General features: G+C 38.8%; 26 protein-coding genes. 6 read left to right on the top strand and 20 right to left on the bottom strand.

Annotation, left to right across the window (positions count from 1 at the left end; translation table 11 throughout):
* Window positions 1–24 precede the first annotated feature (24 nt).
* The 9 genes from EV146_RS16410 to EV146_RS16370 all read right to left on the bottom strand — a co-directional run bounded on the left by EV146_RS16410 (window position 25) and on the right by EV146_RS16370 (window position 9,692).
* On the bottom strand, window positions 25–1,560 hold the full coding sequence (locus EV146_RS16410) for an oligosaccharide flippase family protein (RefSeq protein WP_132008304.1): 1,536 nt from the start codon (window positions 1,558–1,560) through the stop codon (window positions 25–27).
* 122 nt (window positions 1,561–1,682) lie between these two features.
* Window positions 1,683–2,822: a polysaccharide pyruvyl transferase family protein gene (locus tag EV146_RS16405; protein WP_132008301.1), complete on the bottom strand. Its 1,140-nt coding sequence runs from the start codon at window positions 2,820–2,822 to the stop codon at window positions 1,683–1,685.
* A 15-nt stretch (window positions 2,823–2,837) separates the two neighbouring features.
* The gene (gene cps2T, locus EV146_RS16400; RefSeq protein WP_132008298.1) at window positions 2,838–3,992 is read right to left on the bottom strand and encodes a beta 1-4 rhamnosyltransferase Cps2T; all 1,155 of its coding nucleotides are present in this window, start codon (window positions 3,990–3,992) and stop codon (window positions 2,838–2,840) included.
* A 121-nt stretch (window positions 3,993–4,113) separates the two neighbouring features.
* A complete protein-coding gene (locus EV146_RS16395; RefSeq protein ID WP_132008295.1) occupies window positions 4,114–5,211 on the bottom strand; it encodes a glycosyltransferase family 4 protein in 1,098 nt (365 codons plus the stop codon).
* Between the two features lie 209 nt (window positions 5,212–5,420).
* Complete coding sequence (locus EV146_RS16390; RefSeq protein ID WP_132008292.1) at window positions 5,421–6,098, bottom strand: sugar transferase; 678 nt, start codon at window positions 6,096–6,098, stop codon at window positions 5,421–5,423.
* 12 nt (window positions 6,099–6,110) lie between these two features.
* A complete protein-coding gene (galU, locus tag EV146_RS16385; protein ID WP_132008289.1) occupies window positions 6,111–7,001 on the bottom strand; it encodes a UTP--glucose-1-phosphate uridylyltransferase GalU in 891 nt (296 codons plus the stop codon).
* Between the two features lie 381 nt (window positions 7,002–7,382).
* Window positions 7,383–8,147 carry a tyrosine-protein phosphatase gene (locus EV146_RS16380; protein WP_132008286.1) on the bottom strand — a complete coding sequence of 255 codons (765 nt, stop codon included), beginning with the start codon at window positions 8,145–8,147 and terminating at the stop codon, window positions 7,383–7,385.
* 110 nt (window positions 8,148–8,257) lie between these two features.
* Window positions 8,258–8,953, bottom strand: coding sequence for a CpsD/CapB family tyrosine-protein kinase (locus tag EV146_RS16375; RefSeq protein ID WP_132008283.1), 696 nt, complete (start codon window positions 8,951–8,953; stop codon window positions 8,258–8,260).
* On the bottom strand, window positions 8,943–9,692 hold the full coding sequence (locus EV146_RS16370) for a YveK family protein (protein WP_132008280.1): 750 nt from the start codon (window positions 9,690–9,692) through the stop codon (window positions 8,943–8,945). Before EV146_RS16370 ends, EV146_RS16375 begins: the two co-directional genes overlap by 11 nt.
* 213 nt (window positions 9,693–9,905) lie before the next feature.
* On the opposite strand from EV146_RS16370, the gene EV146_RS16365 reads away from it, so the two are divergent.
* Window positions 9,906–10,712 carry an SGNH/GDSL hydrolase family protein gene (locus tag EV146_RS16365; RefSeq protein WP_132008277.1) on the top strand — a complete coding sequence of 269 codons (807 nt, stop codon included), beginning with the start codon at window positions 9,906–9,908 and terminating at the stop codon, window positions 10,710–10,712.
* Window positions 10,713–10,759: 47 nt separating this feature from the next.
* On the opposite strand, the gene EV146_RS27115 is transcribed toward EV146_RS16365, so the two are convergent.
* Both EV146_RS27115 and EV146_RS27110 read right to left on the bottom strand, forming a co-directional pair.
* Window positions 10,760–10,897, bottom strand: a complete 138-nt coding sequence (locus EV146_RS27115; RefSeq protein ID WP_158287123.1) for a hypothetical protein — start codon at window positions 10,895–10,897, stop codon at window positions 10,760–10,762.
* A gap of 399 nt (window positions 10,898–11,296) precedes the next feature.
* Window positions 11,297–11,452: a YwzD family small protein gene (locus tag EV146_RS27110; protein ID WP_158287122.1), complete on the bottom strand. Its 156-nt coding sequence runs from the start codon at window positions 11,450–11,452 to the stop codon at window positions 11,297–11,299.
* A 203-nt stretch (window positions 11,453–11,655) separates the two neighbouring features.
* On the opposite strand from EV146_RS27110, the gene EV146_RS16360 reads away from it, so the two are divergent.
* Window positions 11,656–12,726 (top strand): C40 family peptidase, encoded by a 1,071-nt coding sequence (locus EV146_RS16360; protein ID WP_132008274.1) that lies wholly within the window; start codon window positions 11,656–11,658, stop codon window positions 12,724–12,726.
* Window positions 12,727–12,914: 188 nt separating this feature from the next.
* Here EV146_RS16360 and EV146_RS16355 read toward each other — a convergent pair whose 3' ends face one another.
* Window positions 12,915–14,297, bottom strand: coding sequence for an L-cystine transporter (locus tag EV146_RS16355; protein WP_132008271.1), 1,383 nt, complete (start codon window positions 14,295–14,297; stop codon window positions 12,915–12,917).
* Between the two features lie 373 nt (window positions 14,298–14,670).
* On the opposite strand from EV146_RS16355, the gene EV146_RS16350 reads away from it, so the two are divergent.
* From EV146_RS16350 to EV146_RS16340, 3 genes are all read left to right on the top strand, one after another.
* On the top strand, window positions 14,671–15,558 hold the full coding sequence (locus EV146_RS16350) for a PdaC/SigV domain-containing protein (RefSeq protein WP_158287121.1): 888 nt from the start codon (window positions 14,671–14,673) through the stop codon (window positions 15,556–15,558).
* Window positions 15,559–15,786: 228 nt separating this feature from the next.
* Window positions 15,787–17,121 (top strand): Ig-like domain-containing protein, encoded by a 1,335-nt coding sequence (locus EV146_RS16345; RefSeq protein WP_132008265.1) that lies wholly within the window; start codon window positions 15,787–15,789, stop codon window positions 17,119–17,121.
* A gap of 207 nt (window positions 17,122–17,328) precedes the next feature.
* On the top strand, window positions 17,329–17,958 hold the full coding sequence (locus EV146_RS16340) for a DUF6241 domain-containing protein (protein ID WP_132008262.1): 630 nt from the start codon (window positions 17,329–17,331) through the stop codon (window positions 17,956–17,958).
* Window positions 17,959–18,012: 54 nt separating this feature from the next.
* On the opposite strand, the gene EV146_RS27105 is transcribed toward EV146_RS16340, so the two are convergent.
* Together EV146_RS27105 and EV146_RS16335 are read right to left on the bottom strand one after the other, a co-directional pair.
* The gene (locus EV146_RS27105) at window positions 18,013–18,186 is read right to left on the bottom strand and encodes a hypothetical protein (RefSeq protein ID WP_158287120.1); all 174 of its coding nucleotides are present in this window, start codon (window positions 18,184–18,186) and stop codon (window positions 18,013–18,015) included.
* Between the two features lie 280 nt (window positions 18,187–18,466).
* The gene (locus EV146_RS16335; RefSeq protein ID WP_132008511.1) at window positions 18,467–18,838 is read right to left on the bottom strand and encodes a hypothetical protein; all 372 of its coding nucleotides are present in this window, start codon (window positions 18,836–18,838) and stop codon (window positions 18,467–18,469) included.
* A 251-nt stretch (window positions 18,839–19,089) separates the two neighbouring features.
* On the opposite strand from EV146_RS16335, the gene EV146_RS16330 reads away from it, so the two are divergent.
* Window positions 19,090–19,590 carry a hypothetical protein gene (locus tag EV146_RS16330; protein WP_132008259.1) on the top strand — a complete coding sequence of 167 codons (501 nt, stop codon included), beginning with the start codon at window positions 19,090–19,092 and terminating at the stop codon, window positions 19,588–19,590.
* A gap of 355 nt (window positions 19,591–19,945) precedes the next feature.
* On the opposite strand, the gene EV146_RS16325 is transcribed toward EV146_RS16330, so the two are convergent.
* The 6 genes from EV146_RS16325 to EV146_RS16310 all read right to left on the bottom strand — a co-directional run bounded on the left by EV146_RS16325 (window position 19,946) and on the right by EV146_RS16310 (window position 24,370).
* Window positions 19,946–20,497: a GNAT family N-acetyltransferase gene (locus EV146_RS16325; protein WP_132008508.1), complete on the bottom strand. Its 552-nt coding sequence runs from the start codon at window positions 20,495–20,497 to the stop codon at window positions 19,946–19,948.
* A 169-nt stretch (window positions 20,498–20,666) separates the two neighbouring features.
* Window positions 20,667–21,710 carry an NAD-dependent epimerase/dehydratase family protein gene (locus EV146_RS16320; RefSeq protein WP_132008256.1) on the bottom strand — a complete coding sequence of 348 codons (1,044 nt, stop codon included), beginning with the start codon at window positions 21,708–21,710 and terminating at the stop codon, window positions 20,667–20,669.
* Window positions 21,711–21,932: 222 nt separating this feature from the next.
* Window positions 21,933–22,130, bottom strand: coding sequence for a hypothetical protein (locus tag EV146_RS16315; protein ID WP_132008253.1), 198 nt, complete (start codon window positions 22,128–22,130; stop codon window positions 21,933–21,935).
* A 203-nt stretch (window positions 22,131–22,333) separates the two neighbouring features.
* Window positions 22,334–22,480 (bottom strand): hypothetical protein, encoded by a 147-nt coding sequence (locus EV146_RS27100; protein ID WP_158287119.1) that lies wholly within the window; start codon window positions 22,478–22,480, stop codon window positions 22,334–22,336.
* 21 nt (window positions 22,481–22,501) lie between these two features.
* Complete coding sequence (locus EV146_RS27095) at window positions 22,502–22,675, bottom strand: hypothetical protein (RefSeq protein WP_158287118.1); 174 nt, start codon at window positions 22,673–22,675, stop codon at window positions 22,502–22,504.
* 237 nt (window positions 22,676–22,912) lie between these two features.
* Window positions 22,913–24,370, bottom strand: a complete 1,458-nt coding sequence (locus EV146_RS16310; RefSeq protein ID WP_132008250.1) for a mechanosensitive ion channel — start codon at window positions 24,368–24,370, stop codon at window positions 22,913–22,915.
* Window positions 24,371–24,454 lie beyond the last annotated feature (84 nt).

The following is a 24,454-nucleotide window of genomic DNA, read 5'->3' as shown; positions in this document are numbered from 1 at the left end:
TACACTTCCTTAGCGAATTTAATTCTAGGAGTTAACACTTTTCATTTTATTAAAGGTATTTGTAACCTTAATTATTACTGATTTAATTAATTGTTTTTCATATTTATTTAAACCAAGTAACCAAATTAGAACAATATAAATTATAGTGAATAGTAATATTTTATATAAAAGATGTAATAAGCTATTGTCGGGTAGTAAATAGATAATTCCGTAACCAAATAGCAAGGAAATTAACACAGGAATTGAAATTATTAAAATATTTCTCCAGAATAAGAGCATATTTAAGCCGATCTTTTTCTGATAATAAACATTCATAATAATTATATTTCCTACAATTAAAGGAACCATTGTTGCAATTGCAGCTCCTACGCCTGAATAATATTTAGCTAAAGGAATAGAAATTATAACTTTTATAACTGCAACCACAATCATTATTATCGATCTGAAACCATGTAAGTTTTTAGCCTGCAAGATGGAGATACAAACATTTTGAATTAGGGGAATAGTCAATGGGATCATAACTAATAAAACTATATAGTAAGCATCATCAAAATTGGAACCAGCCCAAAGGTTTATAAAAGGCCGCCCAAACAAAACAAAGCCACTCACTATTAAAGCCATTATAATATATTGAACCCTACCAACTTTAATGGTTAAATTAGTTAATTCATAATTACTTGAGTTATTTGCTACCATCATAGAAACCTTAGGTAAGAAAACCCCACTAACCGAAGTAGAAAACATCATATATAGTTTAATAAATTGCATAGCAACTGCATAAATAGCAACAGTTGCTGTTCCTGATATAATCCCCAAAACAAATTGGTCAGTGTTCCAATATATTTGGTCGACTATAACATTTAAAAATATAAAAAAGGAGTAGCCAATAATTTCTACTAGCATCCGATAATCTATTTTACTAAAGAAAAATCTAATCTTTAAATGTTTGAAACAATAAAAGACGGTAAATAATAAACATGATATATTAATAATTGTAGTTATAATTACAATAGATACCGAGCCATAACCAACATATAAAAATGGTAAAGAAAGTATAGGTAACATAATATATCGTATTAATGTAACTATCTTAACTGCTATAAATTTCTCGTACGCCTGCATAATTGAACCAAATACAGATAGTGGGAACGACAGCGCAAAATTGACGATTAAAACTAATATCATTATTTTTGCTTTTTGCAATTCAGATGTACTTAAGCTCGCCCCAAATATTTGGTCAATGCTATTAAAAATTACTGCACCGACAACTACAGTCAATAATCCAATAACCGTATAAAGTAACAAAAACATTCCATTCAATTTGGACTCTATAACTTTATCACCTAACGCCCTATTGCGTGCGGTATATCTTACTATAGCGTTTCCTAAACCTAAATCCATAATACTGAGATAACCAGCTATAGAACCAATTAATGAGTACAAGCCGTATTCTGACTGTCCTAATAATCTTATAAGTATAGGCGTATATAGTAAGGCAATAATTACATTCACAAAAATTGATAAAAAGGACAATACCGCTCCTGCTTTAAGTTGATTCAAATTAAAACAACTTCTTTCCCTAAAATAACTTTCATTATTTATAATCAAATTATTAATTACAATATAACTGATTTAACTACTTTTATATCAGTTATATTGTTTTTAAATTGAGGAAAACGCCACTATTTAGTGGAAACTACCTCTTTAATATTTAAAGCTTTCTTTAGGTAGTTATAAGTTTTGGAGCGCTCTGCTTCTAGTATTGGAGCAATATGTGAATAACTAGTTTTAAAAACTTGATCATTAGAAGTTATATTTCTTGCTAATCTTGATTCTAGTTTAAATGTTGATAACAATGTATCTATTCGTGAACTCATTGATGGTAAACTTCCTCCCCTTTCGAAGACTATAAAAGGAGTTTCTAACAAGATGGAAAAAACAGAACCATGGAAAGAGTCGGTACACACTACACTCGCAGAGTTTATAAAATCAATAAATTCACTTGGCCCTGCTATAAATGTATCGCTTTCTTTAATTTGCGCCAAATTTACTACTTGTAAGTCATTATTCCTGGCCATTATATTAATTCTATCTTTGGCTTCCTTAGAAATAGGTCCTAAAAAGTAAGTCAATAAATACGGTTTTGTAGGTTTATTTGAAGCTCCTTTAGAAATAGAGAGCCATTGTTCTTTTGTGAGCATAAGAGTTGGATCAACTAGTACAATTGCGTCCCTACCCGTTAATGTCTGGATTATTTTCGCCCCTGCTTCCTCTCTTACAGATAGGCTGGCCATTTCCGATATCCATTTCTTATATTTACCGATAAATCTTTCTGGGATACTTGATACGGCAAAACTCGGTGAAAATGCAACCCTTTTATGCGGTGGAGCGAAAGTTATAAAATCAATTGAGGATCGATGATCAATATTTGGGTTCCAAACTTGATCGCTTCCTGTTACAAAGTAATCGTATCCTTTGTGTAAATCTTGCGGTATATTATTTTCAGAAATACTAAACTTTGTTTCCTTAATATATGATGAAGTAAAGTTTTTAAATACCTCAAACCTTTTTGCTTTATACTCTTTATAAGTAAAATTTAGGATTTTTCCATTTATCTTAGAATAGAGTTTTTTAAAGGTTATCTTTTTTAGCTTCTCTAATTTATCGGTTACACTACTATTTCTATTAATATACTTTGAATTGTTAACAACAGTTTCAGCTTCAAAACCCATATTCTTTAAAACTTCCTGTGTCGCATAATTTTGCAATCTATTTCCGTAATTTTCATAGTCATTTATTGTTAAAATCCCAACTTTTTTCATAATTACTCCTTTAACCTAAAAGCTAAATTTTTTTTCATACTCGCTGACAATTTTATCCCAAGAATATTCATTTAAAATCCGATTCTGTGCCTTAATTCCTAAATTATTTATATCCTCAGTTTGCAATTCCTCTACACTTTTAACTATCGAAGCTAAATTCCCTTCTTCTTTTGTAAAATAAATTGCTCCACTAGATCCAACTTCCTTATTAAAAACTACATCAAGTAATAGATTTATTTTGGTAGAAGCTAACGCTTCAAGCAATGAGGGGTTAGTTCCACCAACTTCATGACCATGAAAATAACCAAACGCTAGTTCTCTAATTTTCTTAAGTAAATCTTGATCATAAACGGTACCGACAAACTTAATACGTTTGTCCAGTTTAAAATTAGTATTTTGTAATAGATTATTATAAAAATCATTTTGCTCTATATTTGAAATAATTACTAAGTCCTTTTTTGACTGTGTTTTCATAAATTCACGGATAATTAACTCATAATTATTTTCTGGTACAAAACGACCAACGATTAAATAATACTCATTAGAATTAATACCAAAATTTTGGAACCAATTAAGTAACTTTTCATCGCTTTCTTCGAGAGGCGATAAGCTAACATCTGCACCATAAGCTATGAATGTAGTTTTAGGATTATATTTATGATATTCCTGAGTAATATAAGATTCAATTCCTTTAGAATCACATATTATTAAATCAGCATGTTTTACCATTAAACGTTCTGATAACTTCCAATATCGCTTAATCCAATAATTCCATTTACTTCTTTTCCACTCATGACCATCTGGGTTAACCCAAACTTTCGCACCCAAATCTTCTAGCTCTTTCTTAAACTTTGAAAAAAATGGGCCAACACGGCACGCTAATACATATACTATGCAATTAGAGAGATTATTTTCTTTGATATATTTTATAGACTCTTGGATGCTTAAAAGATCGTATAATACTGCTTTAGCACTACCTACATTCGGAACCTTTATATTAAAGCACCTAGCACCATTGTAATAGTGTTCATCATTATTTTCACCCATGCATGACACATGATAGGTAATTTCACTATTTTTCTTTCTCTTAGTTAACTCGTCTACAAATGTTTCAAATCCCCCGTATTTTGCGGGTATTCCCTTAGAACCTATTATAAAAATGTGTTTCATTTAACTCTCCCTTTATAATCCTTATTGTTTTTAATAAAAAAAAATTCAATTAATAATTAACAATAAGCATAAAAAAACTCTTTAAAAGGTAAATCCTTTTTTTAAAAAAGCGTCCTAGGAATTAAACGTTTTTAAAAATGTTAGATAAAACCCCTTTAATATTTGCTTTTTCATACCTTTGTGAAGTTTTAAAAGAATTTATCTTTAATTTATTTATTGTTTCTTTATTAAGAGAATAATACTTTCTAATTGCTAATCCCAACTCTTTTTTACTCTTTGGTTCGAACAAATAGCCATTATGTCCATTTTCAATATAGCTTTGTAACCCCGCAATCCTACTTCCAATAACCGGAGTACCACAAGCCATTGCCTCTATACCTACTAATCCTAAACTCTCACCTTTTCTCTCGGTTGGAAAACAGAAAAAATCTAAAATATTATATACGAGGTTCAATTCAGATTGTTGCATATACTTGAAGTGAATAACCGTGTCCTGTAACCCCAAGTTTTTGACTTTTTCATGAAAAAGGTTCAATTGGTCACCGTAACCTACAAAAATTACTTTTTTGTTTTCGAGGAGCATTTCCTCTTTTAAATCTCTTAACGATTCAAGGAAAGTGTCCCAACCTTTTCCATACTCAATTCTTCCGACATATCCAAGATACTGTAGGTTAGAATCTAAGTTTAACTTTTTAAAAATTTCCTTTTTATTTTCTATTGGATAAAAGATTTCCTTACTTATTCCTCCAGATGGAAAAGTTTTTATCTTATCTTTTGGAATATTATATTGCTTTGATACTAAATCCTTAAAATAATCGGAGGGTGCAATTATACATTCAGATATATTTAATAATCTATCAACAAAAATTTGAAATAATTCATGTATTTTATTTTCTGGAACAACATCTGTACCGTGAACATTCGTTATTACTTTAACTTTTTTATTGAAAAATTTCACAAACAATACTGGTATGGAAGGATGTGCTGCAAAATGAATATAAAATACGTCATAACGTTTAAACAAGCCTTTGAAAAATATTTTCAAATAAAAAATAAGATAATCGAACAATTTACTAAATATATTATTTTTTTTATATCTAACAACTTTATCGATTATGAATCCTTCATTATTTAAAATGTTTTCAGTATGTTTAACAAAAACACCAAATCCGGGATGCTCTTTATCAGGGTACATATTAGATATTAATAATATTCTCATGGATAAACACCTCGCCTAAGATAGTCTATATACTTTTTTGTAGCGCTTTGCATATTTTGCCTATTATGAGATGTTATTTTATTTAAACACATACAAAAAATATGTATGTACAAATCACCGAAGTAAGACAAAACAAAAGGAAAGTGGTCGTTTTTCGAACATTTGACACACTTTCCAACTTGCTGTTTCTAACGCTATTTTAGGAATTTCTAATATGCATCTTTGGAGCCGAACAAGACTAAAAATGTTTTTAATATAATTTTCATGTCAAAAAGTAATGAACGAGTTTGGATATACTGCAAATCTAATTCAACCATTTCTTTAAACCCTATATTACTTCTTCCACTAATCTGCCACAGTCCAGTGCATCCAGGGGTTACCATTAATCGCTGACTATCAAAATCAGAGTACACGGCAACTTCTTTAGGCAGAGGGGGCCGAGGCCCAACCAGACTCATTTCGCCTTTTAAAACGTTAAAAAGTTGTGGTAATTCATCTATACTAGTTTTCCTTATAAATTTTCCTATTTTTGTAATTCTAGGATCATTTTTCATCTTGAACATAGCACCTGATACTTCATTATATTTTAATAAGTCCTTTAGTTTATCTTCAGCATCAGAAACCATTGAACGAAATTTATAAATTTTAAACTCTTTTCCGTTTAACCCGACTCTTTTTTGGGCAAAGATAACTGGTCCTTTTGGATCTTCAATTTTAATCAGTAAAGCGATTATTACAAACAATAAACTCAAGAAAACAATACCAACGGCAGACCCAACAATATCTATTAAGCGTTTTGTAGCTAAGTATAATTTTTTATTATTAACTTTAATAGCTGAATTTTCTTTATTTAAGATTGCCACATTTTGATTTACTTGATTAGCCATTTGTATCCACCTTTAAACTAGTGCTTTCCCTTGAATATTTCCAATAAGATCTTTAAGGTAATCAACGATATCTTCCCGGAGATCTTCATGCTGTAACGCAAATTCAATAGTTGTTTTGACAAATCCAAATTTTTCACCAACGTCGTATCGCAATCCTTCAAAATCATACGCAAAAACTCTTTGAATTTGATTTAGCTTTTGTATAGCATCAGTTAATTGAATTTCTCCCCCTGCACCTTTTTGCTGGTCCTCAAGGAACATGAAAATTTCTGGAGTGAGAATGTAACGCCCCATAATTGCTAGATTAGATGGAGCTGTACCGGTCTTTGGCTTCTCAACAAAATTACTAACCTGATACCTTCTTCCCTCTTGTGAAGAAGGATCGATTATTCCGTATCTATTAGTTTCTGAATCACTTACTTGCTGAACCCCTATAACCGAAGACCGTATATCTTCATACTGATTAATTAATTGACGTAAACAAGGGGTCTCACTTTGAACAATATCATCGCCAAGGAGGACCGCAAAAGGTTCGTCACCAATAAAGTTTCTTGCACACCATACGGCATGGCCTAACCCTTTTGGTTCCTTTTGTCTAATATAGTGTATATCTGCTAGATTTGTAGAATAGCGGACCTTATCCAACAAATCGTACTTTTCTTTTTCAACTAAATTTTGTTCGAGTTCTGGTGCAAAATCAAAGTGATCTTCAATTGCTCTTTTTCCCTTACCAGTAACAATAATAATATCTTCGATCCCAGACTCAATTGCCTCTTCAACTATGTATTGAATAGTTGGCTTATCAACAATTGGCAACATTTCTTTCGGCATGGCTTTAGTTGCAGGCAAAAAACGAGTTCCTAAACCCGCCGCTGGAATAATTGCTTTTCTTACTTTTTTCAAACTTATCTCCTCCATTACTTCGTTATTCTAAAATCTTACTCCCGAGATTATATTAGAAATTAAATATCTAATGATAAATCACGTATAATACATGTACTATCATTAGATATTTATGAAAGCGCATTATCTTCTTTTAAAGCGTCTTGTTTATTTGGTTATTGGGCATCTAACCCGTCCTCACACCATACTTTTGACGACAATGCGCCTAAGGCTTGCATAACTAGATGCTACCCACAGCATGGCCGAGTGTCTCCATGTATAACGGGCAGGAGACATCGCCGGTCAGGAGAATTTCCTGAAGAGTTAATTCTATTACAGTTATCTATCTAATTTTGATGTGATTTACCCATTGCCTTATCATTGTTCTATCAAATATATAATTTAGAAAATACCTAAAAACTTTTTCTTTTTTATATGATGCGGCATTTCTTTATAAACATTCTGTCCCTCAACTAATAACTCAGCGTTCTCCTGGAATAAATAGACTAAATCGACTCCATATTTGGATTCAACAATATCAAAAGCCTCAACCATATTAAATGAGCGTTTGTAAACATTATGGGCATCCGATGCAATGAAATGGACTAGATTTGCTTCAATCAAGTCAAAAGATAAGTTTTTAACCCTCTTTCCAAACTTTCCACAAATCGCTCCAGCCGTCACCTGTGCCAAGGCACCTTTTTCAATCATCTTAAACAACAAATCCGGGCGTTCCTGAATCTCCTGATTTCGCTCTGGATGAACAATTATAGGAGTAAGTCCCTTTAATTGAAGCTCAAAAAGCATTTGAATTGTATAGCGTGGTACATGGCTCGAAGGTAATTCAACAAACTGATAATGGGTATTATTCAGACTAAGAATCTCATCCTTCAGATAGTTTTCTAACAAATCTCCATTAATAGCCGGTTCCTGCCCTGGCAAAATAGTCACTTCAATGTTTTCTTCCCGTAGTCTCTTATTCAACTCTTCTACTTTTTTCAAAATTTCTCGCTTCGGATTATCGTAGCGGCCATTTTTATGGTGCGGGGTGGCAATGATTGTATGAATTCCATCCTGAACAGCCTTCTTGGCCATATCAATGCTGTTGTCGATATGTTGCGCACCGTCATCTATTCCAGGTAGTATATGACAATGTATATCAATCACTGCAATCACCCATTTCCATAAGATTGTTAATTTCCTAGGTCCTTAAACAGGTTACCATCGACACATTAAGAGGTCAAAGGGGATATTTTGTCGAAAAAAGTCGATGAAGCCTATTTCGTTCCATAATAGTAATAATTATCTGAGTTCTCGAGTTTCTTCCCATTTAATACGGCCCCTAAAAGTTTTCCTTTTGAAGCAACTAATAATTCTTTTGCTTTTCCCGCTGCTTCCATCTCAGTTCTACCGCTATAGGCAACAAGTATTGTTCCATCACATTTATTAGCCAGTATTTGAGCATCTGTAACAGCCAATACAGGAGGTGTATCAAAAATAATAATATCAAAGGTCTCTTTTGCTTCTTTTATGAATCTTTCCATACCGACAGAGCCCATCAATTCTGAAGGGTTGGGTGGTATTGGACCACTAGTTAAAACAGAAAGATTGGGGACATTTGTTTCTTTCACAGCTTCCCCGAGCGAAATTTGCTTTGCCAAGACAGTGGTTAAACCAAAAGTATTTGTAAGATTAAAGGTATAATGAGCAGTCGGCTTTCTCATATCAGCATCAACAAGTAATACACTGTTTTCTGCCTGGGCAAATACAACTGCCAGATTTGAGGCTGTTGTCGACTTCCCTTCTCCTGGTCCTGAGGAAGTAACCATAATAGTTTTAATTTCTTCATCAACAGAGGAGAACTGAATATTGGTTCGGATCGTCCTGTATTGCTCCGATATCGGAGACTTAGGATCATAAGAAGTTACTAATTTCCGTCTCTGTTCACCCATCATTGTTTTCTTAGGAGCCAATTGCCTCACCCCTTGCTTTAGAATTTCTCTTACCTCGTTGTTCTTTTACTGTATCCATTTGTGAGCCTTCAATCACTGAAATACTTCCTAGGATTGGTAGGCCGAGTGTTTTTTCAATGTCCTGTTCGTTTTTAAGTGTATTATCAAAATACTCTAGCAGGAAAGCTAGTCCTACCCCTGCCAATAAACCTACAACTAGAGCAATTGCAATATTTAAAATCGGCAGCGGTTTAACAGGAGACTGTCCTTCAATTACAGTTGCCTCTGCAAGAACACTTACGTTATCAACATTCATAATTTCAACAATCTCGTTTTCAAAAACCTTTGCTATCGTATTGGCAATAGCTGCTGCTGTTTCAGGATTCTCATCCTGGACAGATATATTGACAACCTGTGATTGATTTTCACTACCAATTATAATCTTTTCGTTTAGCTGCTGGGCTGTAATATCAAGATTCAGCTCTTTAGCCACTTCATTGAGAATAGCGGGGCTTTTTATAATTACATTATAGGTATTAATTAACTGAAGATTAGTTTGAACTTCACTAGGATTATACATAGATTGTTCGCTTTTCTTTTGATTAACTAGTATCTGTGTTGAAGCCTGATAAATCGGTGTCAAAAAGAAAAAGCTAATCACACCGCTAACAATCACGGCTGTTAAGGTAATGCCCATTATCATGACCAGTCGTTTTCTTAAGCTCTGAAGTAACTCTTTTAAACTTATTGTTTCTTCCATACGATCCTCCACTTACTTTTTTTTGCAAATCTTTTAGTATTATAGCACAATATAACACAAGAACTTGTAAATATTGCCGTTTCTTGTCATAATTTTAATAAACTTGTAATGTTCCCTAACCCTTATTTATTTAAACCTATTTTTCACTCTTTTTAAAGAGTTTTTAGAATATGGAATTATTTACAATTTATTGGAAAGAGGGAGATTTCTTTCATGAAAAACGTTCTAGTTGTTCTCCTTGCAGTTGGATGCATTTTCCTGCTTGTTGCCGGAAACCTGCACTGGAAGGAAAAAACAACAGTGTCATCTGCTAAACAAGTTCAAAACGGGACTGTTAGTCAAGATGTTAACAATGAAGAGGAAACAACAACCGCTACTAACAGTGACATCGACGTTGAGGAACTTACTAAGCTCACTGAAAACTGGCCAAAGGATGCGAGAGAGCAATATAGTAAGGCTGTGGAAATCAATAAGCCTTTCACTATTCTACTGGCTGGCTCCAACGCCTTAGGGATGGAAGAAAATAGCTGGAGCAACCTTCTAAAGAAAGAATTGGAGACTGCCTATGGCGGAACTGTTAAAGTGATTGTTAAAACCTACGACTTGACTTCTTCCCAGTTCATTGCTGAAGGAAAACTTGGCGAATTAAAGAAACTACACCCAGACATTACCCTGCTCGAACCTTTTATTTTAAAAGATAATGGTATGGTTACGATTGAAGATTCAGAGCAGAATATTACTTCAATTGCCGGCGGACTGTTGGAGGAAAATTCCAACCACTCTCTAATCCTACAACCTTCCTTTCCAATTTATCAAGCAACTTACTACCCACTCCAGGTAGAAGCTCTTGAAGATTATGCAAAAAGGAATAGTATTGATTACCTGGATCACTGGAGTACTTGGCCAAATCCGGACAGCGAGGAGATCAAGCAATACCTGATGGAAGACCAGGAAAGTCCCAATGAAGCCGGCCATAAGCTTTGGGCTGATTATTTAATCCATTATTTCATTGCGAAGTAAACATAAAAGGAGCGATACCATATGGTACCGCTCCTTTTTATAAGTTCTTACATTTGATTTGCCAATAATGTCAGTGCCCCGCTCACAACTACAGTGAGGACAAAAAATGAGATATAAATAAGGACTTTGTTGCGCTTTTTCTTTCTCATTTTTTCTTCAGGTGTCAGGTGATAATAGTTTGACATCTAGTAATTCTCCTTCGAATGATTAATAAGGGTTTAGAGACAGGGCTGCTGAAAGAAAATATCATGGTGATAGCGCTTACCCTATTATTATTTTGATTATATATAATTTGTAAGCAAAATAAAACAGTTTTTCAATGAAAATGTCATATTATGTCGTAATTTAGAAATAGATTTTTCATTAAAATTATTTTTCTAATGATTCTCTTCGGCGCCATAAGTCCCAATTTACGTTTTCCGACCCTTTATAGAATGGTATGAATAGTATAAAAACAAGATATATATACCCATTATTAAAAGGAAATAAACATAAATTGGACAAATAATTCCCTCTACTTTTATCGACATTGATACCAAAATGTTTAGCACACAATAAAAAAAGACGGTGGATAAATCCCCGCCTTACTTAACGATTGTATTCTTTAAATCTATCTGCAAATCTTTCAATAATTTCTCTACGGTCATCTCTTGGTCATTTAGACCTTTTTCATAGGTTCTTCTAATCAGGTCAAAGAACTGTTCTTGCCTGAAATTGAATGAATATTCCTTTTTGTCCAATTCCCTTAATCCTCCCTAGATTATGACATCATTCTATGTGGTGTATAAGGATTTGTAAATACTTTGTCGACTAAAATTTCTGATAATTTTGTTTCAGGATTGTTACGTATGTTAAATCTTGGCGAAATTCTGTGTCCAGTTTTAGACAAATATGGTAAGATGGACATACTATATTGCCGGATTAGGAGTGTTTGAAAAAAAAGATGAAGAAAAAAGTCACTGCCCTTGCCACTGTTGCTGTTCTTTCTTCTGCGTTCTCGACAAGTGCGTTTGCTGATACATATAGTGTCAAAAAAGGGGATACGCTGTCCCATATTGCAAGTAAGTATAATACTAGTGTCTCAAACTTAAAGAACCTGAACGGACTCAAGTCTGATTTGATTTATGTGAACCAAACTCTAACCGTATCGAAAACCACGTCCACTGCTTCTGCCGCAGTGAAAACAAGTACACCGAAAGCAACTGCAGCAAGCAGCACCACGTCGAAAACCTATAAGGTAGTCTCCGGGGATACGTTGAGCGGGATTGCCAAGAAGCATAATATATCCTTGTCTAACCTTAAGTCATGGAATAAGCTGACAAGCGACCGGATTTATCCTGGACAAGTATTTGTTGTTTCTGGTTCAACCCAAGCCGCAGCGAAACCATCGCCAACGGTTACACAACCTGCAACGAGCACACAGCCAGCTGCTCCAGCTTCTGGCACTTACACCATTAAACCGGGAGATACGCTGAGCAAGATTGCCAGCCAGCACAAGATGACGGTTGCCCAATTAAAAAGCCTTAATAATCTTTCCTCTGATTTAATTTATGCAGGCAAAGTATTAAAGGTTTCTGGGACTGCCCAGGCACCGGCTGCCCCTGCTGCTCCATCCGCTGGGAAGGAATCAACAAGCCAGCCTGCTGTTGCTGGGGATGTCCAAAAGGTCATCTCTGCGGCAAAGGCCGTGATCGGAACTCCTTATAAATGGGGAGGAACAAGTGCCGGCGGTTTTGACTGCAGCGGCTTCATCTATTATGCTTTTAATAAGGGCGGCAAGAGCATGAGCCGCACATCCGCAGAAGGATATTACAGCCGTTCTTATTATGTGAATAATCCGCAGCTAGGCGACCTTGTATTCTTTGAAAATACATATAAAAAAGGAATCTCGCATCTGGGTATCTATCTGGGCAACAACCAGTTCATTCATGCTGATAACAGCGGCGTAAGGATCACCAACATGAACGATTCTTACTATAAAAAGCATTTCGAAGGCTTTAAGCGATTCTATTAAAATACTGTTATGGTCGATCAGAGCGCACCTGGGCATACAAATGTCCGGGTGCGTTTTTATAGGTTTACCCAATGTTCCTGACAATCTAACCTACTTTTCGATAAAAATCGTGAAAATTATTTTCTAGAAAAAAGTAAAAAGCCTGCACCCTTGTGGTAATCCTGGGTGCAGGCTTTTTACTTACTCTATTAAGCTTCAACCACTTCTGGCTTGTCGTATACCTTTTTATCAAATTCGCCTGTCACCTTGCTGGTGAGGACACCGGATGTCATTGCGCCGCTGACATTCAGGGCTGTACGGCCCATGTCGATTAATGGCTCAACGGAAATCAGGAGTCCGACAATCGCAAGCGGAAGGTCCATGACGGAAAGGACGATCAGAGATGCAAAGGTTGCGCCTCCGCCGACACCGGCAACGCCGAACGAGCTGATCATGACAACTACAATAAGTGTCAGGATGAAGGAGATGCTTGTTGGATCAATTCCCGCTGACGGAGCGACCATGACCGCAAGCATCGCCGGGTAGATTCCCGCACAGCCGTTTTGGCCAATGCTCAAGCCAAAGGAGCCGGCAAAGTTGGCAATCCCCTCTGATACTCCAAAGTCCTTTGACTGAGTTTTGATTGTCATTGGCAGCGTACCCGCACTGGACCGGGAAGTGAACGCAAACGTCAACGTTGGCATTGCCTTTTTCACGTATTGGGCCGGGCTGAGTTTCGCGAATGTGATCAATAACAAGTGAACAATAAACATTGCGATCAGTGCTACATAGGATGCAATGACAAACTTCCCTAGTGAGACAATCGCCTCATAGTTACTTGTTGCGGCAACCTTGGTGATGAGCGCCAGAATTCCGTATGGAGTTAAACGCAGTACCAGCGTTACAACCCTCATAATGATGGCGTACAGAGAATTAATGATTTTCGCAAACAGGTCCGCATTTTCCGGATCCTTGCGTTTTACTCCAAGGTAAGCTACTCCGATGAACGCCGCAAAGATAACAACCGCAATCGTTGAGGTTGGGCGTGCACCTGTTAAGTCAGCAAACGGATTGCTTGGAATCATTTGAAGGATTTGCTGTGGAACCGTTATTCCTTCAACAGTTGTGGCTCTTTCTGCAAGCTCGGCATTTCGGCTCGCTTCCGCTTCCCCTTCTGTTAACTGGATGCCATCAAGCCCAAAGCCTAATGTGGATCCAATTCCGATGGCAGCGGAAATCGCCGTTGTACCCAGCAGGATACCGATGACCAGGAAAGAGATTTTTCCGATGTTCTTTGTCAGTTTGAGCTTTGTAAACGCACCGACGATGGAAATGAATACAAGCGGCATCACGACCATTTGGAGCAGTTTTACATAGCCGGAACCGACGATGCTCAGCCAGTCGATGGTCCCCACCGTGATGTCGGAATCAATTCCGTAGATTAAGTGAATCAGATAACCGAACACAATCCCTAAACCAAGTGCAGTGAATACACGCTTCGAAAACGAGACATGCTTCTTCTGCATCAGGAACAAGCCGGCAATCAATAATAAGAAAATCGCAATATTTACGATGATTAGAATGCTATCCAATGTTGATCCCCCTCTAAATGTTTATCTACTGATAATAAGTACTGACAAATAGTACTGTAAGTATTCCTACATGTCAAGTCGGAATAACTATAAGACTCTTTCATCTATATTTACTGATGTTTTTCATTAAATATGCACCTTTTGAGGATAGTTATTTTACAAGCAAGTACCTCAGGTTTGTTGGAGAAATTTATTTGCCCTCCCCTCTTGAAGCCCCATAACCCCCATGCTAAAATACTACTTAACTTCTAAAAATTACCTATATGTAATCCGAAGTGCCTATTTCGCTAGATAAATAGGAAATCCCAACGCTCTGGAGGACCTATGGGTGTTTAGAATGCAGCATTACATACACAGATGGGGGAAAATTCAAGTGAAGAAAATCGTAAAATGGACGCTGGTGATGGTGCTTCTAATGGCAGTCTTCATATCCAGCCAGGTACCCGCCCAAGCAGCAACTACCTATCCGGCTTCTGTCAATGCCGATGTACTGAATGTACGTGAAAAGGCGTCAACCAAGTCAAAGAAAGTTGGCACACTTAAAAAGGGAACAAAGGTAAGTGTTTACAGTAAAACAAAATCCGGCTGGTCCGAAATCCGGTATAAAAAGAAAAAAGCCTATGTATCCACGAAATACTTAAGGTTTGAAGGGGCTAAAATCACCCCGCACAAGTATAAGAACATTTCTGCTTTAAAGTACCCTCAGGTTAGCGGTCTGAAAAGCAAGACTGCGCAGCAGAAAATGAACAGCCAGCTGACAAACTACATAAAAAAATCACACGGATCCTATTTATCCTTAATCCAGGACGAAAAGGATCTGAAAAAGGAAGAACCGGAAATATGCCGGGAATACCCGTATTCGTGTGAATTCGAGCATCAGACGTCCTATAAAGTAAAATATAATTCAACCAAGACCCTGAGCATCCTGCTGGATGAATATCAGTACTGGGGAGGCGCACACGGAGGGAACTATGTTACTTCCTACAACTTCAATCTGGCTACAGGACAGCCGCTCAAGCTGACCAATGTCCTGAATACATCCGCGAAAAGGGCAAAAGTCCAAAAGTATGTGGCCAATTATATTAAAAAGCATCCTACCCTATTTTTTAGTGACATTACTGCCAAGGACATTGAAATCAAGGCCGATACGCCATTCTACTATTATGATTCAGGCATCTATATCGTCTTCCAGATCTATTCTGTCGCTCCATATTCATCTGGAAACCCAGCTGTTAAAGTTCCAAGTTCCGTTTATAAATAAAACAAACCCACCAATTCTCTGCGGTTGGTGGGTTTGTTTTTAACAAAGAGCCTCTCTCCAACCCGCAGCCATACTCGATTATGAATCCGAAACTTTCAAAATTTGTTATCTTCTTGAATAGAGCTACATTCCTTCTTTCAAAAAAAATAAATTTATGTTGCTTTGTTCTATATAAAGAACATATAATTCTCATTAAAGGAAGTACCAAAATTTGAGAGGTGTGTTGAAATGAAAAGGATTGTCAGTGTCGTTGCCTCCGCGTTTTTAATGGCCAGTGCTTTTACGGGAAGTGCTTTAGCAAAGTCCACCGAAGACTTTAAAGAAGAAATAAAAATGCCAAGCCTTGAGGAATCAAATAAAGAATTCAAAAATGAACTCAACCTTAATCAGTTTAATTTGCCGAAGGAGTTGAACAAAAAGGGTGCCAGCCGGTTTTCATATGGTAAAGCCGCAGAGGATGATGTCCTTTATGAATCCGAGCCAAATGATTATTTTGACGAGGCAGACAGCCTCCCATTCATGACCGGCATGTTTGGTTCTTTTTACTGGGATGAGGACTTTGATGTCTATAAGGTGAAAGTGACGACGAATGACGAATACATGGCCGTGCTTGGGGTTACGGATGAATATCCCATGATGCAGCTTCTCTATGGGATCTATGATAGCGGCCTTAACTATGTCGAACCGGAGATTTATGAGTATCAGGACGGAATTTATTATCAGATTGTTCCAGTGAAGCCGGGAGACTATTACGTCGTGGCTTTGGATGGCTATATGCTTGGCACCGACGAGCCTTATATGCTGATGGCCGGAATGCTCGATGTCACGGCACCAGCTGCTCCAAAAGTCAACGCGATCGATGACAATGATACCGTCATTACAGGAAAAGCAGAAAAAGGTTCAGAGGTCACCCTGAAGAATGGAAGCACGTTATTAGGAAAGCCAAAAGCAAATAGCTCCGGCAATTTCAAGCTGACCATCAAGAAGATCAAGGCTGGTTCGAAGGTGACAGCAACTGCCACGGATGCCGTCGGTAATACGAGCAAATCAACCACTATCACTGTTAAGGATAAAACAGCTCCAGGCGCCCCTAAGGTAAACAAGGTCGACGATAATGACAAAAGCATCGCCGGAAAAGCAGAAGCAGGCTCCACTGTGACCATTAAAAATGGCAAGACTAACCTTGGTTCTCCTAAAACGGACAAATCAGGGAATTTCAAGCTCACTGTCAAGCCAATCAAGGCAGGATCAAAACTGACACTTACGGCCAAGGATGCGGCAGGGAATGTCAGCAAAGCCACAACCGTAACAGTAGCTGACAAAACAGCCCCTTCCCTGACGGTTAACGAGATCACAACCAAAACTAAGTCTGTCACAGGAAAGACAGAAGCAGGAGCAAAGATTGCCGTTAAGGCCGGCAAGACCTCACTCGGTTCAGGAACAGCAAACTCAAAAGGCGAATTCAAGATCGGCATCAAGGCCCAAAAGAAAGACACCACCATCACCATTTCTGCCACAGACAAAGCCAAGAATACCAAAACAGTAACCAAAAAAGTAAAATAGTTTGCAAAACAAGAGCCGCTTCTCATCAGGGAAGTGGTTTTTCCAGCGTCATTCCTCACGACAAACACCTTGTAAGGCGTAAAAGACCTACTAACCCAAGTGCGCCTACCTAGTTTTAAAATAAATCATTTTTACCCACAAAAACCCAGCAACTTACATTAAAATGGATATAGAGAATGAAAGTAAAGAGAGTCAGGGGTCGTCATCATGAGAACGGAATTGAAACCAGAAAAGAAAACAAAACTTTTAATGCTTTTAGGGGGACTTGCCCTTGTGCTGGTCATTGCAGCTTTTGCCGCTTTTAAGATAAACAGTAATGCCCGGGCTTACGAATTAGAACGGCAAAAGGAACAGGAAGCACAGCAAGAGTATGAAGAGGAACGTCTTGCGGATTTAGAAATGCAACAAGTAGAAGAGGCTAAGCTTGAGGCTGAAGAGGCCGCAGAAGAAGCTGCAGAACGTTTGGGCTTCATTGATGGAGTTACATATGACACTGGACTTACTCCCGAACCCACTCAGCAGCAAGTAATGGACGTCATGCATAAAATGACCCATCAGAAAGTGAGGGCCGAAAAAAAGATCGGCGCGATTCCGATGGTGGAAGACACGATCAACCAGGTTTACGACATCGTTTCCAATAGTCAATTTGCTAATAAGGACAAGATGCTCGAGATTGCAGACAAATGGAAAAATGGCTGGTTCGATACAATTGATTCTGATCACAACTTCTTTTGGGAACAAAAAGAGGGTACGATTGGGAAGGCATACGGAGTCTTAAGCTCTGCCGAAGAGAAAGAGTATATAAAAGTCACTTTCCCTGAATTAGTTCAAGAATAATTCGTAACGAAAAAAGAAGACACTTGCTGCAGTGTCTTCTTTTCGTTTCCCCAACTACGCCTGTTCCTGTTTACTCTTATTGGGAATGACAAAGCTGATTAATAGGCTGACAATGACCACCGCTAATGCACCTTTCTCAATAACCTCATTGTCCCCCAGGGAAGTAAATTGGCAGATAAAATAAACAACAGCCGCAATAAACCCTATCCAACGAAAAACATTAATCATGATATTCCTCCATAGCTAGGGTATTGTTATTTTATCACATATATGGTTTTATTTGTAATTAATATGTATTTTATTCTTTGATTTTTATCATTATCTGGTATGATTTATCATTATTCATTTTAAAAGAATTCATTAACAGAATCCTTGATTACCCACAATCTTTATAAACTCTTAACATTCCCCTTCCTATGAAAAACAAAAAAAAGATCCTTCACTGCGAAGGATCGACTCTGCCTATATAATGTGGAGGAAGTTTCTTCGAACAAGCTTTTGCCTTGTTTTAAACGCAAGTAAACGACTGAATTTGACGCAGGCTTATTCCAAAATACACCCATCTAAATCCTGTCCAGCGCCATCCCGCGACAGAGTTTCGGCCGACAAAGATTGGGAAAAACCAGAATTGCTGAAACCCTCTTAACCATACATAGGTGTATCTGAACAAACACCTGCGTATCCCTCCTGGATCAACAGCAAATGCAGAGGCTTGCTGTGCAGGCACATACCCTGGCGGAGGCGATGACGGCGGTCCGCCTTGAGCTCCCGGACCCATCTGCGGACCACCGCCAAATTGTCTTTCATCCAACATTGGATCGAAATTAGCGTCTTGGCCAAATGGATCATCATTCCAATAATAATAATGATTAGGATACATCATTTACACCCTTTCTTGATGTTGCTTAGTGCATCCTATTCTTGAGCCATTGGCCTATCATCTTGTACGTTTAAAAATGGGCACTGCCCTATAAAGTCGGCCAGGTCACCATTCACGGCTGCCTCTCATAAATTACAATACTAGCGTTTAAAAGGCAGGCCGATGTCCATCGTGGCCTTATATGACACTGCACTAATCAGTAAATTTAATTGAATTGCATGGATTTGCGGCATGCCATTGGAGGACTGAAGATGACTAATTTTTACTCATTTCACGGAACTGTAACCATGATCAGCGACTTTGCCACAGGTCAAAATGGTACGTCAGAAGGCTGCTATAAATTGATATCGGTCGAGAACGGATTAGGTGAATCAGTGAATTTTGTTGTATCGCCTTCCACTTATTTTGTCGACCATGCTGTGGTGGCAGCGGGCGATCGAGTCACGGGCTATTATGACGGTGATGCTCCCGTTCCACTGATTTACCCGCCGCAGTACCGGGCACTTGTGATGGTGAAAGAAAGCCCGTATCAGAATGTAAAAGTTGATTATTTTAACAGTCAGCTTGTAAGCAGAGATGGAAGGTTAAAATTGAATCTATCCCCCTTTACACAAATACTGTTAACAAATGGGCAGCCTTTTACAAAATCCCCTGCAAATCGGGATTTGATCGTCGTGTATGGACCTGCCACGAAAAGCATCCCCGCCCAAACCAATCCCTATCGAATCATTGTTTTATGTTCATCGTTTTAAAAAATGCACGTAGAAATCGAATCGGCAGGCACGCTCCCTGTAAAATCGCTAAAAACTGAACATGAAACCTGGAAAAGCCGGGCTGCAGAATCTGCCCGGCTTCATTTATGCTTTGAAAGCATGCTTTTCAAAGGACCTCCCTCAGCTCTTTTGCAGGGAATGGACGGCCTGTAGAGATAGCCTTGGTACTCGGGACAGCACTTTTCGTTAAGGGATCCTAGCAATGCCTGCCACTTTCTGAATGAGAATGGATTAAAAGAATCCTCGGAAACTCTCTATCTTTGTAAACTCTTAACATTCATTCCCCATTGACCTGGAGAACAAAAAGGCGATCCTTCCCACTGAAGCACCGCCCCTAACTCTTCTCATTAATCCTTCCCATAACAATGGTATTATAGTAGTTCCCGTCCGATAGGAGTTTATCGTCTCTTAAAATACCTTCCACAATAAATCCAAAGCTTTCATAGAGCTTGACTGCTTTTTGATTGGTTTCGAGAACATGCAGGGTTATTTTCCTGATTCCATTAGAGTCGGCCCAGCGAATGAGTTCCTTTAAGAGATTTTTTCCGATCCCATATCCCCAATACTCTTTTAATACGCCAATTCCGAATTCCACTCTATGCGAGGTTCTTTTCAGGTTGTTTCCTGCAGCCCTGATGAATCCTGCAATCTTGCCATGAACCTCAGCCACTAAAAAGAGATTATGATTGCACTCTGCATCCTCGTGAATGATTTTTCTGAAACCAGATTCATCGATATACCCTTCGCCTTTTTCTCGATCAAAGGTTTCTGTTTCGCCATCCAGCTTTAATCTTACTTCAGACAGTGTTTTTGCATCTTCCTCCACTGCGGGCCGTATCGTGTAACTTAAACCCTTAACCATAAAATCCTGCTGCTCCACCCTCATAAAATATTCTCCCCCGCCACTTTCTTTAATAGCATTATCGTCTATAAAGTGAGTATAGTATCTTATGATCCACACCTGCAAGGTAACCCGTTTAAACAAAAAAGGCATTCACCCTCCCCGGATCAATGCACTCGAAAAAGAATCTATTACCTTGGTTAAATCAAACACTTTAAAATTTCCCCTTCTCTATTTGTGCCCAAGCCTCCAGCAGCTCCTGCTCCCTTTCAAGGGAAATCCCTGCTTTTCGTTCTCCCTCCGGTCTTGCCCTCTCCCATTGATCGACATCACGGATGGTCTCTTCAAGAGGCCGGAACGATAGGCCGGCGTTCACCGCTTTTTCGACGGAGATGGAAAAGGCTCCTTTCCACGGGTGAGCTTCTCCTTCCAGCGGGAAGTGTTCAGGTACCCATAAAGGCAGCTGCGTCCAGGGCTGTACGTTTTGTTCCAGGATAAACTGTTCATCTGTCCAGACAAAGTCGGCATCGCTGTTGGCCACATTTTTACAGGTATGGACTAGGTCTTCCATCGTTCGTCCAGCATCCGGCCCGGTTACATTGAACGTACCGGCTTCCTTACTTTCAGCCATATCGAACACCCAGGCAGCGACATCTTTTACATCAATCAACTGGACAGGCCGATCAGGGCGTCCCGGCACCAGTACTTTTCCGCCCTGTTCAATCCGCTGAACCCAGTAAGGGAGCCGGTCTGTATAGTCGAATGGTCCGACAAGCTGCCCTGCCCTGACACTCAAAACCTTTCCCGGCCAGTGCTTTTCCGCCTCTTGCTCACATAAAACCTTCAGGGCGCCATAATGCTCGTAAGGAGAAATTTTACCTTCCTCAACGCCTTTCAATACATCCTCCGCTGGGCTGGAATGTAAAGGATAGTCTTCCGCAATGCCCGGCGGAACCCAATCTTTATAAACGGAAATGCTCGAGATAAAGGTGTAATGCTCGATGTGATCCCCCAGTGCAGCAGCGATTTTTTTAATGTGATGTGGGGCAAAACCGCATGTATCGATGACCGCCTCCCACTTTCCATTTTGAAGAAGCAATACATCACTGTCCCGATTGCCAATCAGCTGCTCCACATGAGGAAACACCTCGGCATTTGTGCCTCGGTTGAACAACGTGAGTTCATGCCCTCTTTTCAACCCTTCTTCTGTCAAAGCTCTCCCTAAAAAACGGGTACCACCCAGTATCAGAACCTTCATTTCTTCCCCCATCCCTTCCTTGTTAAAATAACATTTCGTTTATCTTAACGGTTTTCCTTCATCGAAAAGATTCGGGGAAGAATAAATTTTTTACAAGGAATAATTCTGGTTTACCGTTTTTTAGAAGGGTTATCCCAACCATTTCAACTGACTATATCATCACCCTATTTTTGATTCATAGCAGGGCTGTTTTACTAATTTTCTAGTGTTCAGTTCATCCCCTTACAGTTCTGCAAGATTTCCATGAAATCTTACTCTTCCGCTGTCCGTTACTTCCACTTCTTGAACAGCAACAGAAGTACCTTTGATTGTTACTACGCTTGCTTTAAACATTAATTCCAGAGTCTGATAAGAAACAACCGTTGCATATGTTTCTTTTTCCACCACTGCTTCAACATCATATTGGCTTTCTGAATACATTTTCTTTCCCCTTTCCTTCTCTGATTCTAATCAAAGGGTGAATTTCTTTTTTCTGTATCAAGCTAGTCTTTTATAACAGATCCGCACTGTAAAAATAGCTATCACATACAACACCCTTATGAGTTTCATTTACCCGAAAAAGAGCGATAGAATCTTATCCTTGGCTCTTTTTGTTCATAATGTCTTTTCGAAAAGAGAGCATCTTACTTTGATAGAGCGATATTCCAACGGGAACGGTTCGCGCCGGTTCCTTGGAATTGTTCGTCAAGGCAGACAGGCAATGATTCCAGGCTGCGCATATTTTTATAAGGCCTTTTATTTCCATCTAATAAGTACGGTATGGCATCCATAGTTCTTTCACTCCAGCCAGGTTAAGAAAAATGCTTGCTATCCGGGCCGGAATTTAAAGCATTCAGAGCTTCTTTTAGAAGTTCAATATCTTCAGATACATCCTGCTTTATTTTCACGTTTTCAAAGCGGCGGTATTCCCTTTGCAAACGATTAATTTCCATTGTGAATAGATTGTATTCCCAGGTGTTATCCATACGCTGCCCCTTGCTCATCAATTTTTTACGTTAAGATACCCTGTAGGTGCTAGAACAAAACTTGCCCGATGCAATGAAAAATTTCATTAAAGATAACTCTAGCATTTTTTACGGTTCCAAATTTACCAAAATCACTTGATAGCCATGCGTGATCTGTCAGCTTATGGAAACAAAACAGCCAGGATCCGGGGAAATTTCTCCCCAATATCCCGGCTGCAGGATTTTTATCAATCTCTTCTAGTCTCTTCCTTTGCCCTTGCGCGGTACTTGTTTTCCTCGTCCCGGACTGTCCAATCCATTGCCAGGATTCTTCGTATCTCCCGGCTTAATGATATTCACCTCGGTGTTTGGAAAGGCCGGATCCATGCCGCCCTGGTAATTGCGGGCCGGATTCACTGGCGAACCCGTGACCGGTCCTGTACCAGGCTGGCCATTGTTTATTTTTGCTTCGTTCTTAACAGCTTCCATGTTTGGTTTTACCGTTTGCGTCCTTTCGAGCGTTTGATCGAATCTAGCCAGGTGTTTGGCAGCAAACTCTTTTCCTCCCAGACCAAAAGCTAAACCAAACGCGAGGGCCAGTCCTCCCAGGATCAGCATAAATGCAGTATTTACAACGGTATTGGCAATTTGAAGCTGATCAATCGCCATGAAAACGGCAAAGATGATGATGATGTACTTGGCCAGGTTGCCAAACAGATTTGCTTCTGTGCGCTGAACAATCATGCTTGTTACAAGCTTCTGTACAAGGTTTGCTGCATATAAGCCAATACCCAGAACCAGCAGGGCACCAATGACTCTTGGCAGGTAGCCAAGGATGGCGTTAATAATGCCTACTATATTGTCCAGACCAACAAGCTGAAGTGCCTCGATGGTAAAAAGAAGGACAACAACAATCTGTGCTAAATACCCAATAATGCTCGCCGGAGTCATTGAGTTTCCGGTTTGGGTGGCAGCCCCTAGGCCAATTTTGGACAGAAAGCTGTCCAGTCCAACATTGTGAAGCAGGCTCGCCACGATTTTTTTCACCCATTTACCTAACCAGACACCCGCAGCAATAAGGAGAACAGCTACGATGATGTTTGGAATCATATTTAAGACCGTGTTCAGCATGGAAATAGCCGGTGCTGCGATTCCCTGGAGCTGAAGTCTTTCAAGTACGGCAATGACGACAGGAATCATGATTAAGACAAAAACAATCGTTCCAATCACATTGGATAACGTGGTTCCTTCCAATACCTTGCTGATTCCCATTCTTTCAGCAAGACGGTCTGCTCCCAGCTTTCTTAATAAGCCGGTCACGAGGCCCTTAACCAGGCGCGCGACAATCCAGCCCACGGCAAGGATGATGGCTGCACCCAGCAGATTAGGGATAAAACCGAATACCCCGCTAAGAAGGGTGTTCAACGGACTGGCCGCACCGCCTATATTCAGCATGTTCAGGAAGATGACAACGACAACAAGCATTAATAGCCAGAAAACAATTTTGCCAACAGTCTCTTCCGATGAATATTTCTTTGTATCCACACCCATTTTGCCTAACAGGCGTTCATCCAAATTCGATTTATTCAGGGCTTTTTGTACGCCTTTCGAAATTCCTTTTGCGATTAACCAGCCGACTAAAAGTACAAGAAGTGCGATAAGCAGCTCTGGCAGGCGCCCTAGATAGGCCCACCATTGATTAAATACGTTTTCCAAATAAGTTTCCTCCTAAGTAGTTAATACAGCGATGAAGGAAGCAAGCTGCCTTTTCGCTATAGATTGACTACCACTGGGGGAACT

The organism is Mesobacillus foraminis (assembly GCF_004340465.1).
GTDB lineage: Bacteria > Bacillota > Bacilli > Bacillales > Cytobacillaceae > Mesobacillus_B > Mesobacillus_B foraminis.
This window is presented reverse-complemented; position numbering and strand designations above follow the sequence as displayed.

Excerpts from the sequence above, each read along its gene's own strand:
- EV146_RS16405 (WP_132008301.1), bottom strand. The coding sequence starts at position 2,822 with ATGAAAAAAGTTGGGATTTTAACAATAAATGACTATGAAAATTACGGA.
- cps2T (WP_132008298.1), bottom strand. The coding sequence starts at position 3,992 with ATGAAACACATTTTTATAATAGGTTCTAAGGGAATACCCGCAAAATAC.
- EV146_RS16395 (WP_132008295.1), bottom strand. The coding sequence starts at position 5,211 with ATGAGAATATTATTAATATCTAATATGTACCCTGATAAAGAGCATCCC.
- EV146_RS16390 (WP_132008292.1), bottom strand. The coding sequence starts at position 6,098 with ATGGCTAATCAAGTAAATCAAAATGTGGCAATCTTAAATAAAGAAAAT.
- EV146_RS16370 (WP_132008280.1), bottom strand. The coding sequence starts at position 9,692 with ATGGAAGAAACAATAAGTTTAAAAGAGTTACTTCAGAGCTTAAGAAAA.
- EV146_RS16365 (WP_132008277.1), top strand. The coding sequence starts at position 9,906 with ATGAAAAACGTTCTAGTTGTTCTCCTTGCAGTTGGATGCATTTTCCTG.
- EV146_RS27115 (WP_158287123.1), bottom strand. The coding sequence starts at position 10,897 with ATGTCAAACTATTATCACCTGACACCTGAAGAAAAAATGAGAAAGAAA.
- EV146_RS16360 (WP_132008274.1), top strand. The coding sequence starts at position 11,656 with ATGAAGAAAAAAGTCACTGCCCTTGCCACTGTTGCTGTTCTTTCTTCT.
- EV146_RS16345 (WP_132008265.1), top strand. The coding sequence starts at position 15,787 with ATGAAAAGGATTGTCAGTGTCGTTGCCTCCGCGTTTTTAATGGCCAGT.
- EV146_RS16340 (WP_132008262.1), top strand. The coding sequence starts at position 17,329 with ATGAGAACGGAATTGAAACCAGAAAAGAAAACAAAACTTTTAATGCTT.
- EV146_RS27105 (WP_158287120.1), bottom strand. The coding sequence starts at position 18,186 with ATGATTAATGTTTTTCGTTGGATAGGGTTTATTGCGGCTGTTGTTTAT.
- EV146_RS16335 (WP_132008511.1), bottom strand. The coding sequence starts at position 18,838 with ATGTATCCTAATCATTATTATTATTGGAATGATGATCCATTTGGCCAA.
- EV146_RS16330 (WP_132008259.1), top strand. The coding sequence starts at position 19,090 with ATGACTAATTTTTACTCATTTCACGGAACTGTAACCATGATCAGCGAC.
- EV146_RS16325 (WP_132008508.1), bottom strand. The coding sequence starts at position 20,497 with ATGAGGGTGGAGCAGCAGGATTTTATGGTTAAGGGTTTAAGTTACACG.
- EV146_RS16320 (WP_132008256.1), bottom strand. The coding sequence starts at position 21,710 with ATGAAGGTTCTGATACTGGGTGGTACCCGTTTTTTAGGGAGAGCTTTG.
- EV146_RS16315 (WP_132008253.1), bottom strand. The coding sequence starts at position 22,130 with ATGTATTCAGAAAGCCAATATGATGTTGAAGCAGTGGTGGAAAAAGAA.
- EV146_RS27100 (WP_158287119.1), bottom strand. The coding sequence starts at position 22,480 with ATGGATGCCATACCGTACTTATTAGATGGAAATAAAAGGCCTTATAAA.
- EV146_RS27095 (WP_158287118.1), bottom strand. The coding sequence starts at position 22,675 with ATGGATAACACCTGGGAATACAATCTATTCACAATGGAAATTAATCGT.